This is a genomic window from Actomonas aquatica, assembly GCF_019679435.2.
GTDB lineage: Bacteria > Verrucomicrobiota > Verrucomicrobiia > Opitutales > Opitutaceae > Actomonas > Actomonas aquatica.
The window spans coordinates 5,930,402-5,956,294 of record NZ_CP139781.1; the positions used below are offsets into that span (position 1 = coordinate 5,930,402).

Here is a 25,893-nt window from a genome sequence, read left to right on the forward strand (position 1 = left end):
GTCTAGCGGGAGGAGAGGGTGGGATCGACGAGCGCCAGCACGAAGTTGCGCAGCGGCGAGTGCGGATCGCCCACCAGTTGGCGGGTTTGGGAACCGTCGGTGGAGATCAGCACCTGTTGGTGTAGACCGGACACGAGCGGATCGTAAGCGAGGATGGGCGTGCCAATGTCTTCGCCGTCGGCGCCGAGCGGCTGGCAGATGATCGTGCGCTTGCCGACCATCGAGGGGGGGCAAGTCGCAGGGATCAGGGTGCCGTCGACGCGGGCGAGGATCATGAGGTCAAGTAAGAAGTTGGAAGTAAGAAGGACGAAGTGGGGAAGCGGGCGGGCTCAGTAGATCCGGAGTTGGTCGACCATGACGCAGCGGCGGGTGCGGGTGAAGGTGCGCGGCGTGGTGATGCCTTCGCCGGTGGTGGTGGCGATGGAGTAGCTGAGGTAACCTTCGCCGCCGAGGCCGAGGCCGGCGGTGGAGGGGCCGTTCTTGACGAAGAGCGTGGTGTCGAGGGCGCGGGCCATGGCGGTCATGCGATCGACATTGAGGGAGTGAATGATGGCGGAGTGCTTGTAGCCGTGTTCGGCGGCGAGAGCGGCGCGGATGCCTTCCTCGATCGAATTCACGCGGACGATGGGCAGGACCGGCATCATCTGTTCCTCGATGACGTAGGCGTGCAGGGCGTCGCACTCGGCGAAGAGCATCTCGGTGTTGGCCGGCGCGGAGGTGCCGGCGTGACCGGCGAGGGTGGCGGCGTCGAGACCGACGAAGGCGCGGTTCAGCACGGGGTGCGAGCAGCCACCGGCATCGGGCGAGTTGGTGAAGGCGGCGGCGGTGAGGCGTTCGAACTGAGCTGTATTCAGTTGGTGGGCACCGTTGCGACCGAGGGCGGCCATGAACTTGTCGGCCACGGAGTCGAGGACGAAGACCTCCTTCTCACCGATGCAGAGCAGGTTGTTGTCGAAGGCACCACCGGCGATGATGTCGCGGGCGGCCTTGTCGACGCAGACGGTGTCGTCGACGAGCACGGGCGGGTTGCCCGGGCCGGCGCAGACGGCGCGTTTGCCGGATTTCATGGCGGCGGCGACGACGGCGGGACCGCCGGTGACGCAGATCATCTTGACCTCGGGGGCGGCGCAGAGGGCGTCGAAGGAATCGAGCGACGGGGTTTCGATGGTGCAGACGAGGTTTTCGATGCCGGTCTCGGCTTTGATGGCCTCGTTGAAGGCGGCGACGGCGAGGGCGGCGGACTTGGCGCCACCCGGGTGCGGGTTGAAGACCACGCTGTTACCGGCGGCGACGATGTTGATGATGTTGCCGGAGAGGGTCGGGATGGAGTGCGTCATCGGCAGGATGGCCGCGATGACGCCGAAGGGGGTGAACTCCTCGAGGGTGATGCCGTGGTCGCCGGAGCGGGCGTCGGGGCGAAGCCATTCGACACCGGGCACGAGTTTGACGATCTGGAGCTTCTCCACCTTGTGGGCGAGGCGACCGATCTTGGTCTCGTTGAACTCAAACTTGCCCCAGATCTCGGCGTTCTGCGTGCAGAGCGTTTTGACGATCTCGATGACCTTGGCGCGGGCGGCGATGCCACCGGCGAGCAGTTTGAGTTGGGCGGCCTGAGCGGCGGCGCAGGCGGCGGCCACATCGGTGAAAACGCCGGGGCGTTTGGCCGGAGTGAGGATTTGGGGCGCGGCGGAGGTGGCGGGGGTGGCGCCGTTGCGGACGAAGGTCTGCAACACCTCGGCGACGACGCTGCGGACGAGGTCTTCGTTGAGATTGAGCGAGGCGGACATGGCTGGGCGGGGGAGCGGCGAAGTGGATGAACCACTCGCTCACGCTCGTAGCTACGGAGTGAGAAATTTAGGCGAGGCGGTGGCCGAGGACTTCGACGGTGTCGACGAGGCCGACGACCGCGGCGTCGATGGGCAGGGTTTTCATGCCGGTGGCCTGGCGGGCGGAGCTGCCCTGGCAGAAGAGCACCAGGTCGCCGGCGCCGGCACCGAGGGAATCCACGGCGACGATGGTATTGGCGCCGGAGCGAAATTGGGCGGGGTCCTGCTCGTCGACCAATTGAGGGCGCAGCAGGAGCAGTTTGCGGCCGCGCATGATCTCATCCTTCTTGGTCGAGACCACTGAGCCGATGACGCGGGCGAGAAACATGACGGGGAGGCAGGTTAGAGGTAAGATGTATGATGTGAGAGGGGGCACACGGGCGGTGACTCGAGTGTCACACGCCCGTGGATACACGTCCGGCGGGTTATTTCTTACCGGCGGTCTTGATCTTCGGCAGGATGGCAGCGGTGTCGTCGTGCGGGCGCGGGATGACCTGCACGGAGACGACCTCGCCGTATTGGCGGGCGGCTTCGGCGCCGGAATCGATGGCGGCCTTGACGGCGGCGACATCGCCGGTGACGACGGCGGTCACGAGGGCGTTGCCCACCTGGGTCATGGGGGCGGCGAGGGTGACGTTGGCGGATTTGAGCATCGCGTCCGTGCCCGCGACGAGCGCGGTGAGGCCACGAGTTTCGAGGAGTCCGAGGGCGGATTGAGCCATGGTGGTATGGAGGAGTTTAAGGGTGGAGTTTAAGTTGAAGGCGTGAGGGTGGAGAGCAGGCGGGCCGCTTCGCGGGCCACGACGAGTTCTTCGTTGGCGGGAATAACGAACACCTGCGTCCGGGAATCGAAGGTGGTGAGGGGCGCCTCGGCGGGACCGGAGGCGTTGAGGTCGGGATCGAGATAGAGTCCGAGGTCGGCCAGGCCGGCGCAGACGCCGGCGCGCAACCACGGGTTGTTTTCGCCGATGCCGCCGGTGAAAACGAGGGCGTCGCAGCCACCGAGTTCGAACCAGAAGGCGCCGACCCAATGGCGGATGGCGTGGATGAAGGCATCGATCGCGCGCTGGGCGCGGGCGTTGCCGGCATCGGCGGCGGCCTTGATGTCGCGGAGGTCGTTGCTGACGCCGGACAGGCCGTCCAAACCACTTTCCTTGGTGAGCTGGCGTTCCGCTTCCTCGATGGTGAGACCGAGACGGCGCACCGCGGCGGGCACGGCGGCGGAGTCGAGGTCACCCACGCGGTTGTTTTGCGGGAGGCCGGACTGCGGGCTGAGGCCCATGCTGGTGCCCCAGGCGACACCGTCGCAGATGGCGGTGACGGAACTGGAGCCACCGAGGTGGCAGGAGATCACGCGCACGGGGGCGCCGGGGAGAGTCTGCGGACCATCGGAGTAGAGGCGGCGGACGTTGGCGGCGAGATCGTGGCGACCGAGGAGTTCGGCGGAGCGTTCGGCCACAAACTTGTGGCTGGCACCGTGGAACCCGTAGCGACGGATACCGGCTTCGAACCACGACTCCGGCACGGCGTAGCGCCGGGCGTAGTCGGGCACCCATTGGTAGAACGCCGTTTCGAACAACGCGACCCGCGGCACCTCGGGGAGGCGTTCACGGAAGCTGCGCAGGCCGGCGGCGTAGGGTGGGTTGTGGGCGGGAGCGAGGTCGGCGTTGGCGAGCAGGGCTTTTTCGACGGACTCGTCGGCCAGCACGCAGCCGGTGAGTTCACCGCCGAAGACAGTCTTGAAGGCCACACCATCGAGATCGGCGGCGGAGCGCACCAGACCTTGATCGGCGAGGGCGCCGAGGGCCTGGTTGATCGCGTCGTCGTGATCGGTGACCCGCTCGTAGCCGCCTTTGGCCAGTTCGCGCACGTCGCTGCCCGCGAGCTCAAGCAGGCGGTATTTGAACGACGTGGAACCGAGGTTGGCGACGAGGAGTTTCATGGGGTTTGGGCGGGGGCCTTCTCCGCTCCGAGACCGCCGGGTGGTGGTCGGGGAGAAAGAGAAAGATAAAGACGAAAGAGAAAGAGCGCGGGGCTCAGGAGAGCCAGGTGCCGAGACCGACGAGGTCTTCGTGCGGGCGCGGGATCACTTGGGTGGCGACGACTTCACCGACGCGCTGGGCGGCATCGGCACCGGCGTCGACGGCGGCTTTGAGGGCGGCGACGTCTCCGCGGAAGAAGGCAGCGACGTGGCCGGAGCCGATTTTCTCGAATCCGGTCATTTCGACGTTGGCGGCTTTGAGGGCGGCATCGGCGGCTTCGACGAGCGAGCAGAGGCCTTTGGTTTCAATCATGCCGAGAGCTTCGTTGGCCATGGGGAAAGAATGTAGAAAGGTGAGTGGTGAAGGGTGAAAAAACGTAACCTATAAGTGGATACGGGTTACATGTTGAACTGCTTGAGCAGCTCGGGATGGGGGCGGGCGATGACGTGCGAGCAGACGAGCTCGCCGACGCGTTGGGCGGCTTCGGAGCCGGCTTCGACCGCGGCTTTGACGGAGCCGACGTCGCCTTTGACCACGACGGTGACGAGACCGCCGCCAATTTGGATTTGGCGGGTCAGGCGGACGCCTGCTGCTTTGACCATGGCGTCGCTGGCTTCGATGGAGCCGACGTAGCCTTTGGTTTCGATAAGACCGAGAGATTCACTCATGGAGGGTGGGGGTTGAGGGTGCGTTGATGGGAGGGTTTAAGGAAGGAGCTGACAGGGCGTGTCGGGGCCGAGGCCGCAGGCGTTGCCCTCGTCGGTGTCGATGTGGACCTCGAGTTTGAAGTCGGGGGAGACGCGCACGAGGATGCGGTCGAAGGTCATGCCGACGGGGCCGTCGATTTTGAGCCGGGCGAAGGAGCCGGGTTTGAAACCGTAGAATTCGGCGTCGGTCGGGTGCATGTGCACGTGCGGCGCGGCGCGGATAACGCCTTCGGGCAGTTCGAGGAAACCGGCGGGGCCCATGAGCATGCAGCCGGGCGTGCCGGCGATGTCACCGGAGGCGCGCACCGGGATGTCGAAGCCGAGCGAAATGGCGTCGGTGTAGGCGAGTTCCACCTGGTTGAGATCGCGGCAGGGGCCGAGGATGCGCAGGTTGGAGATGACGCGGGAGCGGGGACCGATGAGGGTAACCGATTCCTTGGCGGCATACTGGCCCTCCTGGTAAAGCGCCTTCATCGGCGTGAGCTCATGGCCCTTGCCGAAGAGGGTTTCAACGGCCTCGGGGGTGAGGTGACAGTGACGGGCACTGACGTTGACGAGGAGGGGGCGCGGAGCTTGCGCGGCGCGCGGCGTGGGACGACCCAGACGCTGGTAAAGGAGACGGCGAACGGCGTGTTCGATTTCGGCCCGATGGGGTTTGGCAGGGGCGGTCAACATGGAGGCTGACTATGGCAGTTTGGCGAGGGCGGCGCGCCGCATCCGTTGGCGAGAGCTGTGCATTAAATGACGAGAAACGCTCATAAAGGGATATGCGCGGAATGTTTCATATAAGTGACGGACGTGCGGGGTGACGGAGGGGCGGCGCGCGGCGAGCGGCGGGGCAGGAGGAGGCGGGGCAGGGCGGCGCGCGGCGAGCGGAGAGGCAGGGCGACGCGGCCCCGCCGTCGCGGAAGCTTTGGCGGGCGGGGCCGGAGGTCCGCGTCCACCGTTGGGCGCTTCTTTGGAGGGCGTAGCGGCTGCTTTAGCTGCCGGCTCTTTCGGTGGGGCGGAATGCCGGCTGAAGCCGGCACTACGTTGACGCGTGCGGGCACAAAAACGCCGCGCCTTTTTTGGGGCGCGGCGTGGGGGGAGTTTTACTTGCGCGAGGTTTAGCGCAGGAAGGCTTCGTGGAGGCCACCGTCGACGGTGATGACCTGGCCGGTGGTTTTGCTGAGACGCTGGCTGGTGAGCAGGAAGTAGGCTTCCGCTTGGTCGGCCGGCGTGATGGGGGCCTTGGTCAGGGTGCGATCGGCGTAGAACTGCGCGAGTTTGCTGGTGAGCGACTCGGTCTCTTCGTCGTCGGTATACGGGATGTTGTATTTGGCGAGGGAGCCGATGACGCGGTCGCGCGGGAACATGGCCGAACCCTTCACAACGGTGGCGGGGGCGACGCCGTTGACGCGCACCAACGGGGAGAGCTCGATGGCGAGTTCGCGCACGAGGTGGTTGGCGGCGGCCTTGGAGGTGTCGTAGGCGACGGAGCCCTTTTTGGCCACGGCGGCGTTGGCCGAGGTGGTGAGCACGAGGTTGCCGCGCAGGCCCTGTTCGCGCCAGGTCTTGGCGGCTTCGTCGGCGACGAAGTAGGAACCGCTGACGTTGATGCCGAAGGTGAGGGCCCACTTCTCGTCGGGGATGTGGCCGGTGGTGTCGGACGGCACGAAGATGCCGGCGGTGACGCAGATGTGATCGAAACCACCATAGGCGAGCGCGACCTGGTCGAGCATGGTGCGGATGGAGGCGCGGTCGGTGATGTTGGCGGCGAGGCCGATGGCCGGACCGCAACCGGAGATACCGGTGCCGGCGACGCCGATGCCGAGACCGTATTGGTCGGTGATTTCCTTGGCGGTGGCTTCGGTGGCGGCGAGGTTGAGGTCGACGCAGACGATCTGCGCGCCCTCTTTGACGAGGCGGTGGGCGGTCTCTTTGCCGATGCCGGAGCCAGCGCCGATGACGAGGACGATCTGGCGGGCGAGTTCCTTCTCCGGCGGCATGCGGCGGAGTTTGGCTTCCTCGAGCAACCAGTATTCGATGTCGAAGGCTTCTTGCTGGGGCAGGGCGATGTATTCGTCGATGGCTTCGGCGCCGCGCATGACTTCAACCGCGCAGTTGTAGAACTCGGCGGTGACGCGGGACTCGGACTTGTCCTTGCCCCAGGCGATCATGCCGAGGCCGGGGATGAGCACGACCGTCGGGTTGGGGTCGCGCATGGCCGGGGAGTTGTCGTGTTTGCAGGCCTCGTAGTAGGCGGCGTAGTCCTTGCGGTAAGCGGCGAGACCGTCGGCGAGTTTGGCCTTGAGGGCGGCGATGTCCTCGGTCTGCGGATTCCAATCCACGTAGAGCGGTTTGATTTTGGTGCGCAGGAAGTGGTCGGGGCAGGAGGTGCCGAGCTCGGCGAGGCGAGGGGCGTCGGCGGAGTTGACGAAGCGGAGGATCTTTTCGTCGTCCTGGATGGTGCCAACGAAGCGCTTGAACTGGCTGACCTGACCGCGGAGCCACGGAAGGATGGCGGCGAAGGTGGTGTGGCGGTCGGCCTCCGGGAGGGTTTGGTATTTAGCGCCACCGAAGGCGGCGGCGTCACCGCCCTTGGCCTCGTATTTGGCTTCGATGTAGGCGGCGGCCTTTTCGATGAAGTCGAGGGTGTGGGTGTAGCAGACCTTGTCGTCGTCGTCCCAGGAGATGAAGCCGTGTTGGCCCATCATGATGGCCTTCACGTCGGGCTGGGCTTTCGCGATCTCCTGCATGGCGAGACCGAGCTCGAAGCCCGGGCGCATCCAAGGCACGTAAGCCATGGTGCCGCCGAAGATCTCCTGGGTCAGCTCCTCGCAACGCTTGCTCGCGGCGATGGCGATGATGGCGTTGGGGTGCATGTGATCGACGTGTTTGCCCGGCAGGAAACTGTGGAGCGGGGTGTCGATGGAGGAGGCGCGCGGGTTCAGGTTGAAGGTCGTGTGGGTATACATGCCGACCATGGCGTCCTCGGCGGGGGTCTTGAGGCCGCGCTCGGGTTGAGCGTCGTAGACCTTTTGCAGGGCGAGGAGCTTGTCCTGATAGAGGGAGGAGAAGTTGGCGCGTTTCGACGTGCGCAGGTCGCCGCCGGAGCCCTTGACCCAGAGCACCTCGGTGGCGTCGCCGGAGAGCGGATCGTTCTCGGTGATCTTGGAGGAGGTGTTGCCGCCGCCGGTGTTGGTGATGCGTTGATCGGCCCCCAGAATGTTGGAGCGATAAACGAGGCGGTCGACGGGATCGAGCGACGCGGCATGAGCGTCGTCCCAGCTATAGGTGACGTATTTGTAGTCGGACATGGATGTTTGGGAAGGTAAGGTTCGGTTGGTCAAAAAAGTCGGACCGCGCGGGTGACGCGACGCGACGACGGCCGGGGAGGCCGGGTGCAAGAAGGTGAGGGAAGTCGCCGCTAACGGGCGAAGATCCGGCGGGTAACCGGAAGTTGGATACCGGCCTCGGCGAGCGCGTTGGCTTTCGCGTCGGTGACGAGGTGGAATTTGCCCTCCCAGGCGGTCACGCGGTAGGGCGTGGCGCGACCGAGCTTGGAGGCGTCGAGGCCGAAATAGAGGTCGCGGGCGTGGGCGAGCACAGCGATCTGGAAGGCGGCAATCTCGGCGTGGGAATTGGTAATGCCGTAGGCGTCCATGCCCTCGCCACCGAGCACGGCGGCGTCGAAGACCCAGCTGTCGAGGGCCCGGGCGGATTCGGCGCCGAGCAGGATGGCCTGGCGGTGCAGGAAGGTGCCGCCGATGACGTGCAGTTCGATGCCGTCGGCGCCGCCGAGCACGGTGGCGACCGGGAGGCTGTTGGTGACCACGAGCAGCTGGCGTTTGCGGCGCTCGGTCACGAGGTGGCGGGCGACGGCCTGCACGGTGGTGCCGGCATCGAGGAAGACCGCGCCCTTGGTGGGGAGGCGGCGGGCGATGGTGGCGGCGATGCGGGACTTGGCGGTGCGGGCGCGATGCGCGCGTTCGCCGTGGGAGGCAAAGTTGGTGTTGTAGTCGGCGAGGGCGCCGCCGCGGGTGCGAGTAATCTGGCCGTCTGCCGCGATGGCGGCGAGGTCGCGCCGGGCGGTGGCGGGGGAGATGTCGAGCCGACGGCAGATCTCACCGACGGGCAGGAACCCATCGGTGCGGATCAGCGCGCGGAGTGACTCGCGGCGCGCTTCGACAATGTGCAGGGGAACTCGCATGGAGTGCCGCAGGGATCGCTGGCTATATGAGCGCAGTCAATCATATAAAGTGGCGAACGGCGGGAGGCCGTCGCTGCGAACCGCTTTGTTTCAGAAACGAAACCGGTCGACGGGGAGACCGCGCACGTCGGGCTGGCAGGTGAAGAGGCTGCCGGCGAGTGGCTGGGGGGCGCGGGCGGCGGCGTCGAGGCCTTCGAAGGCGGTGGTGATGTAGAGCGTAGCGAGGTCGGGGCCGCCGAAGGCGCAGGAGGTGACTTGGGCGACCGGCAGTTCCACCTTGGCGAGTTCGGCTCCGGTGAGGCCGTCGAGCCGGCGGACGCAGTGTCCATTATAGAAGGCGACCCACAGATGGCCCTCGGCATCGATACACATGCCGTCAGGCGTGTCGTCGACTTGGGAGTAGTTGGCCAATGTTTCGCGATTGAAGATCGTGCCGGTGTCGGCGGACCACGAGTAGCGATCGACGAGGCCGGTGAGGGAGTCGATGAAGTAGCAGAAGCGACCGTCGGGCGACCAGGCGAGGCCGTTGGAGCAACCGGTTTGGCGGCGTTGGGCGGCGGGGCCGGCGGCGGCGGTGACGCGGTAAAGGGCGCCGGTGAAGTTGCCCCAATCTAGTGGCACGGTGCCGGCCCAGAGGCGCCCTTGCGGGTCGCACTTGCCGTCGTTGCAACGGAAGTCGGTTTCCGGATCGAGACGGTGGAACGGCGTGGCATCGCCGGTGGCAAGATCGAGGCAAACGACCTCGGCGCCGCGTGCAGCCAACCAGATGCCCGGCCGATTGGTTGGCACGGCGAACCCGCAGCGAGCGCCCATTTCCCAGTGCGTGGTCGCGCCGGTGGCGGGGTCGTGGCGGAAGAAGCGACCGGTGTTGATGTCGACCCAGTGGAAATACTGGGTGAGGTCGTCCCAGACCGGACCTTCGCCGAGTTCGTAGAGGCCGAGGGCGGGCAGGGGAGTGGCAGAGAGGGTGTCAGGCATTGTTGGATACAGAAAATGGTGGGAGCTGTCGAAAATGGGTGGCGAAAAGTCTTATCCGATTTTGGCGCGGCGGGGCAAACGCGACCTATTCATTTAGGTGCGTTAAAGGTCGGCAGAGGGAAAATAGTCTCAATACCCAAATACCCATTCTCTGGAATCGGGGCCTTTCGCGGGGGGAAAAGGATTGAACCATAAATCACGGATGATTTAACGAAACATCTTAAACCCCCCTGCCTTTGACGTGCATCCAAGCGTGCGCTGCCTCGTGTGGCGTAAACCCGCCGAAGGTGGTTCGGGATAGCATCCAAATAACACCCAAACACCAGACCCCATGCTCAATAAAAACGCCTCCGCTCCGGCTACGGGGCGGCGATTCTGGTCACGAGCAGTCTCGGCGAGTCTCCTTGGTCTGATGGCCCTTCCGGCCATCGGTCAAACGGCAGACCCGGCGGACGACGTGATCGATGATGAGGAGCTCATCATCCTGTCGCCCTTCGTAGTGGACGCTCAGGAAGACGCCGGTAGCTACCGTGCGACTTCGACCCTCGCGGGTTCCCGTATCCGCACTGACCTCAAGGACGTCGCGTCCTCGATCACCGTTGTCACCGCCGAGTTCCTCAAGGACACCGGTGCGACGGACAACCAAACCCTGCTGCAATACACCACGAACACGGAAGTGGGCGGTGTGTATGGTAACTTCGCCGGCGTAGGCGGCACCTTCATCGATGGTGCCAGTGAAGGCTCGAACTTCCTGCGTCCGAACAACAACACCCGCGTGCGCGGCCTCGATTCGGCCGACAACACCCGTGACCTCTTCCAGTCGGACATCCCGTGGGATGCTTTCAACGTGGGTCGCGTGGACCTGCAGCGCGGTCCGAACTCGATCCTCTTCGGTTTCGGTTCCCCTGCCGGTATCATCAACACCAGCCTGAATGGCGCTACTTTGGGCCGCTCCGAAGGCAATGTTGAGTTCCGCGTGGGTAGTTTCGGCAGCATGCGCGCGTCGTTCGACTACAACAAAGTGATCATCCCCGACGAACTCGCCGTGCGCGTGTCCGCCGTTTCCGATGACACGCAGTATCGCCAGGACCCGGCCTTCAATCGTTCGGACCGTATCTTCGCCGCCGTGCGTTGGGCGCCGGACTTCCTCCGCACCGACACGGCCTCCACGATCATCCGCGCTAACTTCGAAAGCGGTGAAGTCGTGGCCAACCGTCCGCGCGTGCTCCCGCCCTGGGACCACATCACGCCTTACTTCGATCCCAACGCCATCAACAAGCAGTCCTGGGATCCGTATCAGGCTTGGGCTTCCGGCGTGGTCGTCACCTCTTCCGACGGTGCCGCTCCTGGCGTGACCCCGAATCCGTGGGTCGCCCAATACTTCGGCCCCGGCGTGCAGAACGTCAGCGCTCCGACCTTTGTCTACGACTCGTCCGATGCGTCCAACTACGTGGCGGTCTATCAAGCCAGCCCGGGCAACTACTGGGGTATCAACCCGCAGGGTCAGCGCGACGGTGGCATCGATGGTTTCCCTTACGGGTCCAACATCGGTATCGGCAGCTACGCCGACGCGGCGCGCAACACCAACATGTATCTGGACAGCTCCCTCTTCCCGGGTGCTGACAGCGGCTTCTACAAGCGCAAGTCCATCACCGACCCGTCGATCTTCGACTTCTACCATAACCTGCTCGACGGCGACGCCAAGCGCGAGTGGCAGAACTGGGACGCCTACAACATCACCCTCGAGCAGACCCTCTTCGACGGCCGCGCCGGTCTCGAGTTGGTCTACGACAAGCAGGAGTATGACGATGGTCAGTCCCGCAACCTCAACGACCCTTACATCTCGGTCGACATCCGCTCGAACCTGATGCGTTACCCGGGTGAGCTCGACGGTCTCGCCGTCGCCAACCCGAACGTCGGTCGTGCCTTTGTGGCCGGCAACTCCAAGAACGGTGGCAACACCCAGATGTTCAGCGACCGTGAGAACCTGCGCGCCACCGCCTTCGCCGACATCCAGTTCGACGATTTCATGGACAGCGATTCCCTGGTCGCCCGTATCCTCGGCCGCCACGTCATCACCGGCGTGTATTCGGAAGAGACCTACGAGCGGGAGAACCGCAACTTCGTGCGCTACGCCGTGGATCCCTCCTGGTCCGACGCGATCGGCACCGGTCCGTCCGGCGCCAACGACGGTGGTCTCTCCCAAGGCGACACCACCATCGACTGGGTCTACTACCTCTCCGGCAACCTGAGCGCCTACAACTCCGCCTCCGGTCTCAACCTGCCCCGCATCACGGGTCAGCACGATCCCTCCGGCGAGCACGGCATCCTCTACTTCAACAGCCGTTGGAACAGCGACACGGTCAACCCGGGCGACTTCTGGTATAACACCGCTCGCGGTCAGTCCAACGACCCCGTGGGTGAAGATTCCACCCAGTCGGAAAACCCGGCCAACTACGTCGGTTGGGAGACTGGCTCCTTCAAGGTGCTCAACGCCATGGGCGGCGACATCGATCGCCTCTACACCGACATCTCCCGCACCAAGCGCGAGACCGAGTCCACCGCGCTCACCTGGCAGGCCTACCTGATCGACGACCTGCTCGTCGGCACCTACGGCTGGCGTGAAGACAAGCAGACCCTGCGTTCCGGCGCCGACAGCTCCAACGCCGCCGGCAACCTCGACGGTTATGCTCACGTGAATCCGGAACTCGACCCGCTCGATCCGGAAACGGGTTCCAGCGACGGCCAGAGCCGCAGCTGGGGTCTCGTGCTCCACACGCCGCGCGCCATTCGTGAGCGCATGCCCTGGGGCACCAACCTGAGCCTCACCTACAGCAACGGCCGCAACTCCCGCGTCGAAAACCGCTACGGCTTCGACGGCAACCCGCTGCCGAATGCCAAGGGTGAAACCAAGGACTACGGCGTGGTCATCAGCACCCTCGACGACCGTCTCCAGATCAAGGTGACCAAGTATGAGACCACCGTCTCCGACGCCAACCTCTCGAGCGTCTCCTCCGAAGTCTCCACCCTCGGTGCCAACACCTACTACCTCCGCAACCTCGAAGGTTGGGGCACGGGCACGGTGATGGCCTACCTCAACGGTTTGGACGGCAACAGCCCCGGCAACGAGTGGTTCTGGAACTGGGCCCTCATCGACGAGAACTGGGACAACACCTACAACGATCCCAACAGCGCTGCGTTCCTCAACCATCCCTCGACGGTTGCCCAGCAGGCCGCGATCAACTCCTGGCTCTCCCAGATGATGCCCGCCTCGTGGTATGAAGCCTACGGTTTCAACATCAACTACGACGCCGCCGTGGCCGGTGACTACGCCAACTCCTTCCCGGGTTGGGATCCGTCCCCGTCCATCGGCAATATCCAGCCCGCGGGCGGTGGCCGCATCAACGGCGCCTGGCCGACCGGCACGGTGAACAACAAGTCCGAAGGTTGGGAGTTCGAGATCATCGGTCAGCCGACCCCGAACCTCAACATCTCGATCAACGCTTCGAAGACCACCGCTTCCCAGACCGCCCTCGGTCAGAGCCTGGTCAACTTCATCGAGTCGCAATACGCCAAGTATCAGTCCCCCGCCGGTGACCTCCGGATGTGGTGGGCGGGTGGCGACACCATGCGCCAGGCCTACACGCAGAACATCTGGAGCGCTTACCAGTTCCAGCTGCAGACCAACGGCAAGCTCGTCCCGGAAATGTCCCCGTGGCGCGCCAACGTCATCGCGAACTACAACTTCGATGAAGGCTTCCTCAACGGCACCAACATCGGTCTCGCCTACCGCTGGCAGGACGGTCGCATCCTCGGCTACGGCCTGAATGCGGCGCAGGACAACCTCGACGTTGACGCCCCGATCTGGAGCTCCTCCGAGGATCACCTCGACCTGTGGATCGGTCACGAGCGCAAGCTCACCGAGAAGCTCCGCTGGCGCGTTCAGTTGAACATGCGCAACGTCGGCGAGAGCGTGCACCTCGAGCAGTTGAGCGTGCAGCCCGACGGCTCTCCGGGTGCCTACCGCATCGCCGAAGGCACCACCTGGACCCTCACCAATACGTTCTCCTTCTGATCTAATGGGTCTCGTGGAATGTAGGGTATGCAACAAAACCGCGGGACCTGTATCGGACCGAACTGAATTGGACCACTGATTGGTCAATAGGAGAGACCCCCACTGCGAAAGCGGTGGGGGTCTTTGTTTTTTGGATACAAGATCGGGTTCGGTTCGCGCGGTCACCGGCCGACACATGCGGCGGCGGGAAACGCAGCTTTGTGGGGTTTGAGGAGGGTATGGGATTGCGATTTGCCTTAGATTTTAGGTTAAATCTGCCTTTCCCGGCTTCAGAGCACCAAAGATTGCACCATGTCCTCGACCCAATCCTTCCCCTCCACGTTCACCTGGGGCGTCGCTGCGGCGGCGGCCCAAATTGAAGGCGGCGCCACCGCCGACGGCAAAGGCGAGTCCATCTGGGACCGCTTCGCTCGCACGCCGGGCGCGGTCCATGGCGGCGATACGCTCGATGTGGCCTGCGACCATTACCATCGCTACGAGGAAGACTTTGCCCTGATGGCGAAGCTGGGCGTGAAGAACTATCGCCTGTCGATCGCCTGGCCGCGCATCGTGCCGGACGGCGACGGACAGGTGAACCTCGCCGGTCTGGAGTTTTATGAGCGTCTCATCGACAGCATGGCCGCCAACGGCATCACGCCGTGGGTCACGCTCTTCCACTGGGATCTGCCGCAGGCCCTCGAGGATCGGGGAGGCTGGCGCACGCGCGCGACCGCCGAAGCGTTTGGCCGCTATGCCGAGATCGTGGTGAAGGCGCTCGCCGGCAAGGTGAAGAACTGGATCACGCTGAATGAGATTCGCTGCTTCACCCAGCTCGCCTACGGCTTCGGCCTCAAAGCGCCGGGCGCCAAGGTCGACGACGCGACCCTCAACCAGATTTATCACAACGCCCTCCTGGCCCACGGCTACGGGGTGCGCGCCGTCCGCACCTACGGCGGCGAAGGCGCGCGCGTCGGCATCACCGACAACAGCGACGTGTGCATCCCGGTGACCGAAACGCCCGCCGATATCGCGGCGGCGCAGGCCTGGTATGAGCGCAAGAACGAGCACCTGCTCGGCGCCATCTGCAACGGCGGCTACAGCGAGGCTTACCTCAAGCGCTGCGGGGACGCGGCACCGAAGGTCGCGCTGGGGGATTTTGACCTCATCAGTGCCCCGACCGATTTCCTCGGCCTCAACCTCTACACCGGTCCGTTCGTGCGAGCCGGCCAGGACGGCGCGCCGGAAGAGGTCTCGTTGCCGGCCGCTTATCCGAAGGCCGACAGCCCGTGGCTGCACTGGGCGCCGCAGGTCATCTACTGGGGCACCCGCCTGCCGCGCGACGCTTACGGCGTGAAGTCGATCTACATCACCGAAAACGGCTGTGGCTACAACGACGAGCCGGTGGTGGCAGGGGAGTGCAACGACCTGCACCGCCGCGAGTTTTTGCGCGCCCACCTGCGTGAGCTTGAGCGCGCCATCAAAGACGGCGTGCCGGTGAACGGTTATTTCCTCTGGTCCTTCATCGATAATTTCGAGTGGGAGGACGGCTACGAACGCCGCTTCGGCATCGTGCATGTCGACTTCGAAACGCAGGTCCGCACGCCGAAGCTCTCCGCCCTCTACTACGCCAAAGTCATGGCGGAGAACCGCGTCGTCTAAACGGCGCGTCGGGGCAGAGCAGGCGGGGAGGGCAGGGCGCGACTGCGGCGGAACGGCTCCGCAGTTCGCGCCACCGTGGACTGCGGTCGCGCCTGTTATGGTGTTAGCACAACATTTTCCGCGACAGCTGCTTAGTTGGTGCCCATCAAAGGCGGCGCGCCCCATGCGCGTGCTTTCTGACCCAGCCCTTAACCCCCTCGATGCTCAGATTTTGGCCGATTTACGATCGCCCCGGAATTGGATTTGCCAGCGATGATTTAACGTAACATCAATGGACGTTCGCTTGCCGTGAAGGCGGTGATAAAACCCTGAACCACCATGAAGTTTACCGATGGAGCCTGGCTTGTGCGGCCGGGTTACAAACCCCACTATTCTGCAGAAGTTCATCACGTGGAACGTGATGGAGATGTGCTCGTTCTCACTGTCCCGACCCGTCCGATCCGCCATCGCGGTGACACCTTGCAGGGGCCGTTGCTGTCGGTGCGTCTCGCGTCACCGTTGGCGGGCGTGATTCACGTGACCGTCGAGCACTACACGGGACAGCAGGATCATGGGCCGGTGATCGATTTGGAGGCGCTGCCCGCGCCGGAAGTCGACGTGAGCACGGGACCGGATTTTGCCACCCTGCGTTCGGGAGACATCGTCGCCAAGGTCGGCACCAAGGGGGATTGGGGCCTGAGTTTTGAGCGGGCCAATGGTGAGGTGATCACCCGCACCGGCTGGCGTGGCATGGGTTACGTCGAAGCCGAAGGCGACACCGCCTACATGCATGAGCAATTGGACCTCGGCGTGGGCGAAAACGTTTATGGTCTCGGCGAGCGTTTCACTGCTTTCGTCAAGAACGGCCAAGTCGTCGAGAACTGGAACAAGGACGGCGGCACGGGCAGCGAGCAGGCCTACAAGTGCGTGCCGTTCTACATGACCAACCGCGGTTATGGCGTGTTGGTGAAAGACACCGGCCCGGTGTCCTTCGAAGTCGCTTCCGAGCGCGTGTCGCGCGTGCAGTTCAGCGTGCCGGGCGAACGCCTCGAGTATTACGTCATCGCCGGCCCGACGCCGAAGGAAGTGCTGCACAAGCTCACCGCGCTCACGGGTCGTCCGGCCCTGCCGCCGGCCTGGTCCTTCGGCCTGTGGCTCACCACCTCGTTCACGACCGATTACGACGAGAAGACGGTGAACAGCTTCATCGAAGGCATGAAGGAGCGGAACCTGCCGCTGCACGTCTTCCACTTCGATTGTTTCTGGATGCGCGAGTTTGCCTGGTGCGATTTCAAATGGGATCCGCGCACCTTCCCGGATCCGCGCGGCCAGCTGCAGCGTCTGCACGAAAAGGGCCTCAAGGTTTCGGTCTGGATCAACCCCTACATCGGTCAGGCGTCGCGCCTGTTCCGCGAGGGAGTCGAAGGCGGCTACTTCCTCAAGAAGGCCAACGGCGACGTCTGGCAGACCGATCTCTGGCAGCCCGGCATGGCCATTGTCGATTTCACCAATCCGGCGGCGACGTCATGGTATCTTGGATACCTGCGCGAGTTGCTCGACATGGGCGTGGACTGTTTCAAGACCGACTTTGGCGAGCGTATTCCGACCGACGTGGTTTATCACGACGGCTCCGATCCGGTGCGCATGCACAACCACTACGCCTACATCTACAACAAGGCGGTGTTTGAGTTGTTGCAGGAAGTGCGCGGTGACGGCGAAGCGGTGCTCTACGCGCGGGCGGCCCACACGGGCGGACAGAAGTTCCCGGTGCACTGGGGCGGCGATTGCAACTCCACCTACGAGTCGATGGCCGAGTCGCTGCGCGGCGGGCTGTCGCTCGGTGCCTGCGGTTTTGGCTATTGGAGCCACGACATCGGCGGCTTCGAAGGCAAACCGGCGGCGGACATCTACAAACGTTGGATCGCCTTCGGTCTGTTGTCCTCGCACAGCCGCATGCACGGCAGCTCCTCTTATCGGGTGCCGTGGGTTTACGACGACGAAGCCTGCGATGTGCTCCGTCACTTCACCTCGTGGAAGTGCCGCCTCATGCCCTACCTGTGGCGCGTGGCGCACGAAGCGCACGAGACCGGCGTGCCGATGATGCGCGCGATGGTGTTGGAGTTCCCGGAGGACCCGGGCTGCGACACGCTCGATCGCCAATACATGTTGGGCGACCGCGTGCTGGTCGCGCCGGTGCTCACCGAGAGCGGCGAAACCACTTACTACCTGCCGCCCGGCCGTTGGGTGAACCTCTTCTCCGGTGAGGTGCACGAAGGTGGCTGGCATCGCGGCAAGTATGACTTCCTGAACCTGCCGATCTACGTGAAGGCCGGCACGGTGCTGCCGCTCGGCGCCAGCGAAACCGACGTCGAATACGACTACGCCGAGGGCGTGGAGTTGGCGGTGTTTGGGCTGGGCGTCGGTGAGCGCACCGAGACCGTCATCCCGGCGGCCGGTGATCGCGGCATGACGCGCATTTCGGTCGAGAACCAGGATGGCAATTTGCTGTTCCGTTTGGCGGGCCATGTGCCGGCCAAGTGGTCGGTGCGTTTGCTGCCGAACTTGTCGGCCAAAGCGGCTCCGGCCGGGGCCAACGAGTGCAGCGTGCTGGCTCCGACGGATTGGTAAGCTAACCGTCTGTCAGTTTGAACCGGTGGCGCGCTTGCGCCACCGGGCGCCGCTCTTCAATGTCGGCGACTTCCCCAGCTATGCCCCGACCCCGTAAACCCAAAACTCAACGCGCCGCGACCTTGGCAGATGTCGGTCGTGCGGCCGGAGTTTCCGCCATGGCCGCTTCGGCGGTGCTCAATTCGGTTAAGACCTCTTCTCGGATTTCGGAGGAGACGCGCCAACGCATTCTCGAGGCGGCGGCCAAGCTGCAATACCGGCCGAATGCAGCGGCGCGCGCGTTGCTGCACCGGCGGATGAACACCATCGGCATCGCGGCGATCCTGGATGAGAACGAGCTCAACCATTACTTTCTGGCGCTGTTCAACGGGGTGCTCGCGGGGGCCACACACTTTGAGCAGAACACGACGGTGTTTGCCCTGCACGACTGGAGCAATGACACGCGCCGACTGGATTCGGTGTGCGACGGTCGCATCGACGGCCTCATCATGTTTGCCCCCACCTACGACGCCGCGGTGGCCAAGACGCTGCCGAAGCACACGCCCTTTGTGACCATTCACGCCAACACGCCGCTGGAGGGGACGGTCAACATCGAGAGTGACGAAGAAGCCGGCGCCAATGCGATGGTGGAGCACCTCATCGCCAAGGGCCATCGCCGGATCATGCACATCGCGGGCCCGAAAGGGTTCGTGGGCGCGGATCGCCGCGTGGCGGGTTACCGCAAGGCGCTGCGCGCGCATCACATCAAGTTTGATCCTGCGTTGCTGGTGCACTCGCAGTTTATCGATTTCCACGGTTACCGGGCGATGAAGACCTGGTTGGAGGAAAATGCCGGTCAGCCGCTGCCGCACGCGGTGTTCTGCGCCAATGACGGTATGGCAATTGGCGCAATGCAGGCCTTGGCGGAGTCGGGCCTGCGCGTGCCCGAGGATGTCTCGGTGTGCGGCTTTGACGATACGCTCGCCTCGCGCGCGTCGGTGCCGCAGCTCACCACGGTGCGTCAGCCGCTCGTGGAGATGGGACGCAAGGCCGCCGAGATTCTGCTCGCCCAGATCGGCACACTCAAAGACGTGCAAGTGCCGGCGTCGCCGGTGGTGATGCCGGTGGAGGTGGTGGAGCGTGCTTCGGTGGGGCGTTGCCCGGCGGGAGATCGGGTGGTGCCGGCGTTGGCGCGCGTTTAAGCGACTCGTGATTCGGCCGGGTGGGGTGGCGCCCTCACGTGCCCGATCTCTGGATACAGAAAACCCGCTGCCCGGCCCGAAAGCCGAGTCAGCGGGGTTGGGTTATCTGACTCAAACAGTGCCGCGGCGCGACTCGAGTTCACCACGGATCTCGGCCATGCGGCTGGGCGTGAGCGGAAAGCGGTAGAGGGCGACCAGAGCGATCACCAAGCCGACGATCGGAATCGCGGCGAGGTAGAAGCGGATGTTGAAGATCGTCTGGGCGGATTGCTCGGCCAACTCGGAGTTGAAGCCGGTGGCTTGGAGAATCATGCCGGACGCGCCGATGCCGGCGGCCATGCCGACCTTGAGGATCCAGGAGCGGCAAGCGGCAAAGGCACCCTCGCGGCGCTTGCCGGTCTCGAGTTCATCGGCGTCGAGCACGTCGGCCATCATGGAACCGTCGAGCATGTTGAAGCCGGCGCCGGTGAAAGCGATGAGGCCCGTGGCGAACATCTGCAGCCAGACGACTTCGGGGGTGTAGAGCCACCAGGTCGCGGCGAAGACCGCGATGGCGGCAAACTGAACGGTCTTCATCGCACCGCGTTTACCAACCTTGCGCGAAACCCAGCTGAAGAAGGGCACGCCGGAGAGGCCCATCACCATGCCCATGAGGCCCATGTAGGCGTTCCATTGGGATCCGAGTGACTGGTCGCCGCTGCACACGTAATAGACGGTGCAATGGAAGCCGAGGGTGCCGACCATCGAGGTGCCCATGCCGTAGGCGAAGGCCATGGCGAGGATGGCGCGGAAGGGTTTGCACTTGATCGTCTGCCAAATGGTTTCGGCGACTTTGGTCTTCTCCTGGTGCTGGGCGACGACGCCTTCGTAGTAGCGCTCGCGGGTGGTTTTGAAGATCACCACACCCACTATCATCATGATGAGGCCGAGGCCAGCGGTGTAGATCTGGGCCCCGCGCAGGTAGTCGACGCGGCCCGTGTCGGCGTCGGTCCAAATGGACCACGTGACAAACGCCGAGGCGAAGAACATGAAGACCTCCGGGCCTTTTTGGATAGCGCCGCGAATCGCGAAGATCTGGGTCCGCTCGTGGTAGTCTGGCGTCATTTCGTAGCCCAGGCTGTTGTAGGGCATCATGACGCAGCTCACGATCGTGATGTAGACGGCGGAGGAGCCGACCATCCACCAGAAGTATTGCATTTCGCTCCAGTCCTGCGGGACGGCGAAGAGCAAGGGCAGGCCGATACCGGCCAGGATACTGCCCACCAAAATGAAAGGCCGACGGCGTCCCCAGCGCGTGCGCACATTGTCGGACCACCAGCCGAAGAACGGGTCGGAAACGGCGTCGAAGAGGCGGTTCAACATGAGGGCGATGCCGATCAAACTGGACGAGACGTGCAGGTAGAAACCGAAGACGGTCCAGACCATGCCGACGTAGAGCCAGTTGCCCCACATATCGATCACTGCCCCCAAACCGTAGGCGACTTTTTCGGAAACAGGGACGCGCTTGTGGGCTGGGTCCAGGGGGGGAGGAATCAAGGGGTTTTCCATGGATGTAGCGTTAAATCAGTCGAATTGGAGGGTGGTGGTCAATGGGGGAAGCGTCGGGGCCAGAAAATGCATCGCATCCGCGATAAAGTGCGGAGGGCGGGAGAAATTTGTGACCACCTCGGGAAGGGGATCTTGCGGCTCAGGGGTTATCAGTGATGGTGTAGCGTTAAATCCTCTGCCCCCCGTTACCATGCCCCATACCCGACTTTCCCGCCTCTGGTGGATGCTTGTGAGCGCGCCGATGTTGTTCGGTGCCGAGCCCACCGCGACCAAGGTAATCGATTCGCGACCGGCGCCGGCGCCGCGTTCGCATGTGCTGTTTCTCGGCGCGGACCTGAAGGTAAAGGACGGCGAGACCTGGTATGACATCGATGGGGTGGAGAAGGGGTGGTTTGTCTCTGCGTCGACCGGCGAGCTGCCGGTGCGTATCCCGATGAACCGTCCGGGGTTTGAGTTCAGTTTCGATCGGAATCTGAAACTAACAGCGAAGCAGGTCTCGGTTTCGAACCTAAAGATGGAGCCGACTTTCACGCCGGCGCGCGACCCGTCGCGGCGTTGGTTGGAGAGTCAGAGTCTGGCGATCAGCAGCGCCGGCGATTTGGTCAACGCGGCCTCGCGAGAATTGCGGTCTACGATCGTGGCGGCCGAACAGCGGGAAGCCATGTTGAACAGCCCCAACACTCCGGCGGAGGTAAAGATGGCGATCCTGCAGCAACCCGCCCCGGATGTGGATGGCGCCATGGGGGACTTCCAAGACGCCAACTTCGGCTCGCAGAGCGAGCAGTATGACCCGGGATTCTACGCGCGGCGACAGAGTGAAGCGCGGAGCAAGCGCAAGGATAGTGACGGACACGATGCGCTGGAGTTGGAGGCCGAGGTCCGGGTGAACGTGCCGATGGAGCACCCTTACGCGGTCGTGTTTGTGGAGTTTTCCCTGCCGGACGACCTGATGCGCTATCGTCGCGTGTTTGCCGAGCCGTTGCCGCCGCTCAAACCGGGCAAAGCGACCAAGGTATCATGGGTGAAGGGCGGTTTCCCGGTCGGTTATGAGTTGGGGCCGGTGCAGCTGCATTTCTTTGATGGAGCCGAGGAGATCGCGACCGACGATGCGGAACGACGCACGCCCGTTACGGCGGAGGAAGGGTTTCAATTTGCGGTGCTGGACCACGTGTCGCGGGCGCGGGATGCCAAGGTGGATGAACCGGCGGCGTTGATCGAAGAGTTGGTCACGTCTGACCTGCGGTCGCAGTGGGCTTCGCAAGGCCGGGCGTGCGTGGTGCGCGTGGGCAGTGACGGGTTGCCGGAGGCGGCGTATGCGGCGGCCGACGTGACGACCGCGATCGACGACGTGGCCCTGCAGGCGCTGGTGGCGAACCTGCGTTTCCGCCCCGCGGTGGAGAACGGCGAGGCGATCGCAGGCCAAGTGAAGCTCGGCGAGCGGCTTTAGCGCCGCCCCACGTAGCTGCGCTTGAGCCGGAGGTGAAAGCGTGGCCGTCGGATGCGCGGCTACAAGGTGGTGGCGCCACTCAGAGCGCGAGGTCCAGAACGGCGAGGGGAGACGGCGCGGAGGCGATGGCGTGCTCGTCGTTGCCGTCGCGTTGATGGAGCGCTTGAGCGAGGATGGAGAGGGTGCCGTGTTGGGAGGCCGCGATCGCATCGGCGGTGGGTTCCCAGGCGCCCAGATCCTGAGTTGAGAGCAGGCTCGTCTGCCAGGCTGGCGGGGTAGCAGTGATATCGGTTGTGGCAATAACGATCGGTGCGCGGCCAAGGGCGTCGTGGCGAAAGGCGACGCTCACCCGCGAGGCGTCGGCCACCAGGGCGGCGCGGGAAAACAGCGGGCGTTTGGTTCCCTGTCCAGCAAGGGTAAAGGACTGAGTGTTTTGGGTGAGTTGATGCCGGGTCCATTGCCCCTGGGCGTGGCGCAGGAGGAAGTATTGTGGGGCGGAGTCGGGTAGGGGGCTCCAATAGTTGGCGACCAGCGGGTTGCCGGCGTCGTCGGCGGCAACGAGCGGCGGGTTCATGAGGTTGGAGCCGGGAGGGATGCGCTGGATGGTGGCTGGCGTGGCAACGTTGAAGGGAAGCGCGAGAGCGCGCCCGTCGGCATCCGTCCAGGTGAGTCCGCCGTCGACGGAGCGGGCGTAAGCGAGGTCGTGGTTGGTCGCGACGTCGGGAGTCTCACGCCACGTCCAAGCCAGGTGCAGCGCCCCATGGCGATCGGTGAAGAAACTGGGGTAGGCGCTGCGTTGGTTTTCGCCGTCGAGGAGGTTGTCGTGCAGGCGGGTCCATTCACCGGAGGCTGGGGACCAGCGGTTGAGCACAAATGAGCCGCGGCCGGAGCCGCCATCGCGGTGGGTGAAGAGGAGATCACCATTGGGCAGCGTGAGGAACTGGGGATAGGTGACGGACGCTTCATTTGCGCCAATCATGGATGCGGGCGCCGGGAAGGTGATGGCCGCGGTCAGGGCTCCGCCGGGAGCGGTGTGGCTGTATTGCAGCGGAATGTTGTGATGGCCCCACGCGAGGTGGAGCGCGCCCGCGCCGTCGAGCCCCAGCGCAATGGAGTTGTGGGCGTTGGCGACGGCGGCGTGAAAGGCGGTCGGGTGGAGCGTCCACTCGGTCGTGCCGAGGGCTCGGCGGGCGATCACGAGCTCACCGTCGGCCCGGTAGAAGCCGACAAACTGATGGGTGTCGTTGCTGACGAGGGACTGGTTGAAGCCCGGCGGCGTGTTGACACTGCTACCGGCGAAGGCGGCGGGACTTACCAGGGTGCGGTTGGGCGTGGTGGAGGCCAGCGGCTGGGGCGGAATCAGATCGATGAAGGTCGGCGCGTCGCGATCGCAGGTGAGCCAACCGTCGTCGGTGAGCTCGAGTTCGGTGACTTGGATGGAGCTGCGCCGGCGGTCGAGTTCGTTGCCATCGTCGGGCGTGATGGTGCCGGCGCGGCCGGGGTGAGTGAAGTAGAAGAGGTAGGCGCGATCGCCGCTCACCACGACACCCGGGTGGCCGCCGTTAACGCCGTCGTCGAGGCCCTTGCCGGGCACGTTGAGGAGGTTGCTGTCCTGCGCTTCCCAGTGGAGGAGATCGTCGGAGCGGTAGACGCCGAGGCCGCGCCAGAGGTCGACGAGCATCCACCAGCTGTCGCGCCAGCGGAAAATATAGGGCCCTTCGCCAGGACGCTCGCCGACGCCGGAGGCTTTGCCTTGATCGGTCCAGTGGTAGAGGTCGGGACTGTCGGCGTAGTAGATCGATTTGCCGTCGCGTTCGTTGTTATACCACATGCGCCAGGTGCCGTTGGGCAGGCGGGCAACGCCAGCGTCGATGACTCGGTCGGAGGTAAGTTCGAGGGCGGACTGATAGTCCCAATGCAACAGGTCGTCACTGGTGAGGTGGACGATGCGACGCGGGTGGCGCCAATCCTCAAAGACGCCCGGCACGACGGTGAGATACATGTGGTGCGTGCCGTCAGGGCCGGTGAGCACGTCCGGGGCCCAGTGGGTGGGCTCTTCGCCACCGATCTCGACGGGGAGATCGATCTGAGCGTCACCGACGCGCTGCCAGGTGATCCCGCGGTCGGCCGATTCGGCGATGCTCACGCGAGTGCCGTGCACCCAGGCGACGCCGGAGAGTTCGGGGACGTTGGCGCGACGGTTGGTGTAGAACATCCACCAGGTTTCGGTGCTGGGATTCCAAACGACAACCGGGTCGGCCGCGCCGTCGAATACGGGATCGCGATAGAGAGGCTGAGGGGCGGCGACCGGGGCGGCGGCGGGTAGGAGAGTCGGGAGGGTGAGCAGTGCCAGCAGGCAGGAGGTGAGGAGTAATCGCATGGATTGGGATGGGGATGAGTGGGGGCGACTGGGCTCCCGGACGGGGAACGAGAGGCCGCGAGGGGAGTCGCAGGGCGAGGAAGCAGGGAAACCGTGGCTGAAGCGGCCGCAACGATGAGCGATTCGTTCAGTTTGAAAGGTCGGGCGGCCGAAACCGGACAATAAAAAACCCGCGACCGAAGTCGCGGGTTTGAGAGGGGAGAACGTTTATGTGAAACGTTTGGCTTTAGCGGCTGGGCTGAGCAGCGAGTTCCGGCATCTCAGTGAGGGTGCTTTCCTCGGCACGCTTGGTGACCATGGCGGTCATGCGCTGGATCTCGAGCTCGGCATTGCGCTTGGCGATGCGGGCGAGCTCCACCTTCTTGGCGAGATCGAAGGCTTCACCGGCTTGAGCGTCGCGCTCGTTGCGGGTAGCGCGGAGCTTGAGTTCGAGTTCGGCAGCCTGCTCGGCGAGTTTGTCGGCTTCGGCATTGGCCTCGGCAGTGGCCTCGGCGATTTCAATACCACGAGCTTCCCAGTCGGCGCGCTTCTTGGCTTCCTTGGCGGCCTCGTCGGCTTCGCGCTCGGCGGTGCGGCGCTCGGCGTCTTCCTTGGCTTGGCGTTCGGCTTCGGCCTTGATGGCGGCTTCTTCGGCAGCCTTGGCGTCGAGTTCGGCCTGCTCCTGCTGCTCCACGAGTTCGATGTCGTGGGCGGCCTTCTTGTAGATGAAGCCGAATCCCACCATGAGGAGAATAGGAACGATGATGTAGGACTTATTCATTTTTCTAAGTTTCCTAGGGTGGTTGCGAGTTAGCGACGGGCGGCAGCGGCGGCAGCGGCAGCAGCAGCAGCTCGAGCGGTGTCGGCTTCGTTGATCTTGCGGATGACGTCTTGGAGGCTGGCCTTGTTTTTCTCAGCGGCAGCGACGTAGGTGCGAAGGTGGGCTTCCTCGGCGACGAGGGCTTCCTTTTCGGTTTTGATCTCTTCGATCTCGGCCTCAACCGCGGCGATGTCCTGCTCAAGAGTCTTCACTTGGGAGGAGAACTTGGAGCGGGCGCTTTGGGCGTCGTTGCGAGCTTCCTCGGCGGCGAGACGAGCTTCCTTTTTGGCGAGCTCTTCGGCTTCCTTGGCTTCGCGTTCGGCTTTGCGTTCGGCGTTGAGGGCGAGGGCGGCCTCGATCGCGGCTTTGCGATCTTCGGCTTCCTGTTTCATTTCATCGATGCGGGCTTGTTTGACGGCCGCTTCCTTGGCGGCTTCGGCCTCGTCGTAGGCGTTCTTAACGCCGACGTAGTAAAAGCTGAATCCGGCCAGCAGGAGTAGGGGGACGAAAATGTAGACTTTGTTCATGAAAGA

General features: G+C 64.2%; 20 protein-coding genes. 5 read left to right on the plus strand and 15 right to left on the minus strand.

The annotated features are described in order from the left end of the window. Nucleotides 1-2: 2 nt before the first annotated feature. The 11 genes from K1X11_RS22755 to K1X11_RS22805 form a co-directional block, all read right to left on the minus strand. Entirely contained in the window at nucleotides 3-275 is a 273-nt protein-coding gene (locus tag K1X11_RS22755; protein ID WP_221030197.1) for a EutN/CcmL family microcompartment protein, read from the minus strand. A 54-nt stretch (nucleotides 276-329) separates the two neighbouring features. After that, on the minus strand, nucleotides 330-1,787 hold the full coding sequence (locus K1X11_RS22760) for an aldehyde dehydrogenase (RefSeq protein ID WP_221030196.1): 1,458 nt from the start codon (nucleotides 1,785-1,787) through the stop codon (nucleotides 330-332). 67 nt (nucleotides 1,788-1,854) lie between these two features. Then, complete coding sequence (locus K1X11_RS22765) at nucleotides 1,855-2,154, minus strand: EutN/CcmL family microcompartment protein (RefSeq protein ID WP_221030195.1); 300 nt, start codon at nucleotides 2,152-2,154, stop codon at nucleotides 1,855-1,857. A 97-nt stretch (nucleotides 2,155-2,251) separates the two neighbouring features. Further along, complete coding sequence (locus K1X11_RS22770) at nucleotides 2,252-2,548, minus strand: BMC domain-containing protein (RefSeq protein ID WP_221030194.1); 297 nt, start codon at nucleotides 2,546-2,548, stop codon at nucleotides 2,252-2,254. Between the two features lie 29 nt (nucleotides 2,549-2,577). Next, the gene (locus tag K1X11_RS22775) at nucleotides 2,578-3,768 is read right to left on the minus strand and encodes an acetate/propionate family kinase (RefSeq protein WP_221030193.1); all 1,191 of its coding nucleotides are present in this window, start codon (nucleotides 3,766-3,768) and stop codon (nucleotides 2,578-2,580) included. Nucleotides 3,769-3,862: 94 nt separating this feature from the next. Continuing rightward, nucleotides 3,863-4,141 (minus strand): BMC domain-containing protein, encoded by a 279-nt coding sequence (locus K1X11_RS22780; protein WP_221030192.1) that lies wholly within the window; start codon nucleotides 4,139-4,141, stop codon nucleotides 3,863-3,865. Between the two features lie 65 nt (nucleotides 4,142-4,206). After that, nucleotides 4,207-4,476, minus strand: a complete 270-nt coding sequence (locus tag K1X11_RS22785; protein WP_221030191.1) for a BMC domain-containing protein — start codon at nucleotides 4,474-4,476, stop codon at nucleotides 4,207-4,209. 36 nt (nucleotides 4,477-4,512) lie between these two features. Continuing rightward, nucleotides 4,513-5,190, minus strand: a complete 678-nt coding sequence (locus tag K1X11_RS22790; RefSeq protein WP_221030190.1) for a PduL/EutD family phosphate acyltransferase — start codon at nucleotides 5,188-5,190, stop codon at nucleotides 4,513-4,515. Between the two features lie 431 nt (nucleotides 5,191-5,621). Next, complete coding sequence (locus K1X11_RS22795; RefSeq protein WP_221030189.1) at nucleotides 5,622-7,814, minus strand: bifunctional rhamnulose-1-phosphate aldolase/short-chain dehydrogenase; 2,193 nt, start codon at nucleotides 7,812-7,814, stop codon at nucleotides 5,622-5,624. A 110-nt stretch (nucleotides 7,815-7,924) separates the two neighbouring features. Then, on the minus strand, nucleotides 7,925-8,707 hold the full coding sequence (locus K1X11_RS22800) for a DeoR/GlpR family DNA-binding transcription regulator (RefSeq protein ID WP_221030188.1): 783 nt from the start codon (nucleotides 8,705-8,707) through the stop codon (nucleotides 7,925-7,927). A 90-nt stretch (nucleotides 8,708-8,797) separates the two neighbouring features. Next, nucleotides 8,798-9,685 (minus strand): SMP-30/gluconolactonase/LRE family protein, encoded by an 888-nt coding sequence (locus K1X11_RS22805; protein WP_221030187.1) that lies wholly within the window; start codon nucleotides 9,683-9,685, stop codon nucleotides 8,798-8,800. Nucleotides 9,686-10,097: 412 nt separating this feature from the next. Between K1X11_RS22805 and K1X11_RS22810 the strand changes: the two genes are divergently transcribed. From K1X11_RS22810 to K1X11_RS22825, 4 genes are all read left to right on the plus strand, one after another. Continuing rightward, complete coding sequence (locus K1X11_RS22810) at nucleotides 10,098-13,760, plus strand: TonB-dependent receptor plug domain-containing protein (protein WP_221030186.1); 3,663 nt, start codon at nucleotides 10,098-10,100, stop codon at nucleotides 13,758-13,760. Nucleotides 13,761-14,051: 291 nt separating this feature from the next. After that, nucleotides 14,052-15,398, plus strand: coding sequence for a GH1 family beta-glucosidase (locus tag K1X11_RS22815; RefSeq protein WP_221030185.1), 1,347 nt, complete (start codon nucleotides 14,052-14,054; stop codon nucleotides 15,396-15,398). A gap of 318 nt (nucleotides 15,399-15,716) precedes the next feature. Continuing rightward, entirely contained in the window at nucleotides 15,717-18,005 is a 2,289-nt protein-coding gene (yicI, locus tag K1X11_RS22820) for an alpha-xylosidase (RefSeq protein ID WP_221030184.1), read from the plus strand. Between the two features lie 80 nt (nucleotides 18,006-18,085). Continuing rightward, nucleotides 18,086-19,186 carry a LacI family DNA-binding transcriptional regulator gene (locus tag K1X11_RS22825; protein ID WP_221030183.1) on the plus strand — a complete coding sequence of 367 codons (1,101 nt, stop codon included), beginning with the start codon at nucleotides 18,086-18,088 and terminating at the stop codon, nucleotides 19,184-19,186. A gap of 111 nt (nucleotides 19,187-19,297) precedes the next feature. Here K1X11_RS22825 and K1X11_RS22830 read toward each other — a convergent pair whose 3' ends face one another. Continuing rightward, nucleotides 19,298-20,722 (minus strand): MFS transporter, encoded by a 1,425-nt coding sequence (locus K1X11_RS22830; RefSeq protein ID WP_221030182.1) that lies wholly within the window; start codon nucleotides 20,720-20,722, stop codon nucleotides 19,298-19,300. A 202-nt stretch (nucleotides 20,723-20,924) separates the two neighbouring features. Between K1X11_RS22830 and K1X11_RS22835 the strand changes: the two genes are divergently transcribed. Further along, nucleotides 20,925-22,181, plus strand: coding sequence for a hypothetical protein (locus K1X11_RS22835; RefSeq protein ID WP_221030181.1), 1,257 nt, complete (start codon nucleotides 20,925-20,927; stop codon nucleotides 22,179-22,181). Between the two features lie 79 nt (nucleotides 22,182-22,260). Here K1X11_RS22835 and K1X11_RS22840 read toward each other — a convergent pair whose 3' ends face one another. The 3 genes from K1X11_RS22840 to K1X11_RS22850 all read right to left on the minus strand — a co-directional run bounded on the left by K1X11_RS22840 (nucleotide 22,261) and on the right by K1X11_RS22850 (nucleotide 25,887). Then, nucleotides 22,261-24,561, minus strand: a complete 2,301-nt coding sequence (locus K1X11_RS22840; protein ID WP_221030180.1) for a BNR-4 repeat-containing protein — start codon at nucleotides 24,559-24,561, stop codon at nucleotides 22,261-22,263. A 226-nt stretch (nucleotides 24,562-24,787) separates the two neighbouring features. Beyond that, nucleotides 24,788-25,321 (minus strand): hypothetical protein, encoded by a 534-nt coding sequence (locus K1X11_RS22845; RefSeq protein ID WP_221030179.1) that lies wholly within the window; start codon nucleotides 25,319-25,321, stop codon nucleotides 24,788-24,790. A 29-nt stretch (nucleotides 25,322-25,350) separates the two neighbouring features. After that, the gene (locus K1X11_RS22850) at nucleotides 25,351-25,887 is read right to left on the minus strand and encodes a hypothetical protein (RefSeq protein WP_221030178.1); all 537 of its coding nucleotides are present in this window, start codon (nucleotides 25,885-25,887) and stop codon (nucleotides 25,351-25,353) included. Nucleotides 25,888-25,893 lie beyond the last annotated feature (6 nt).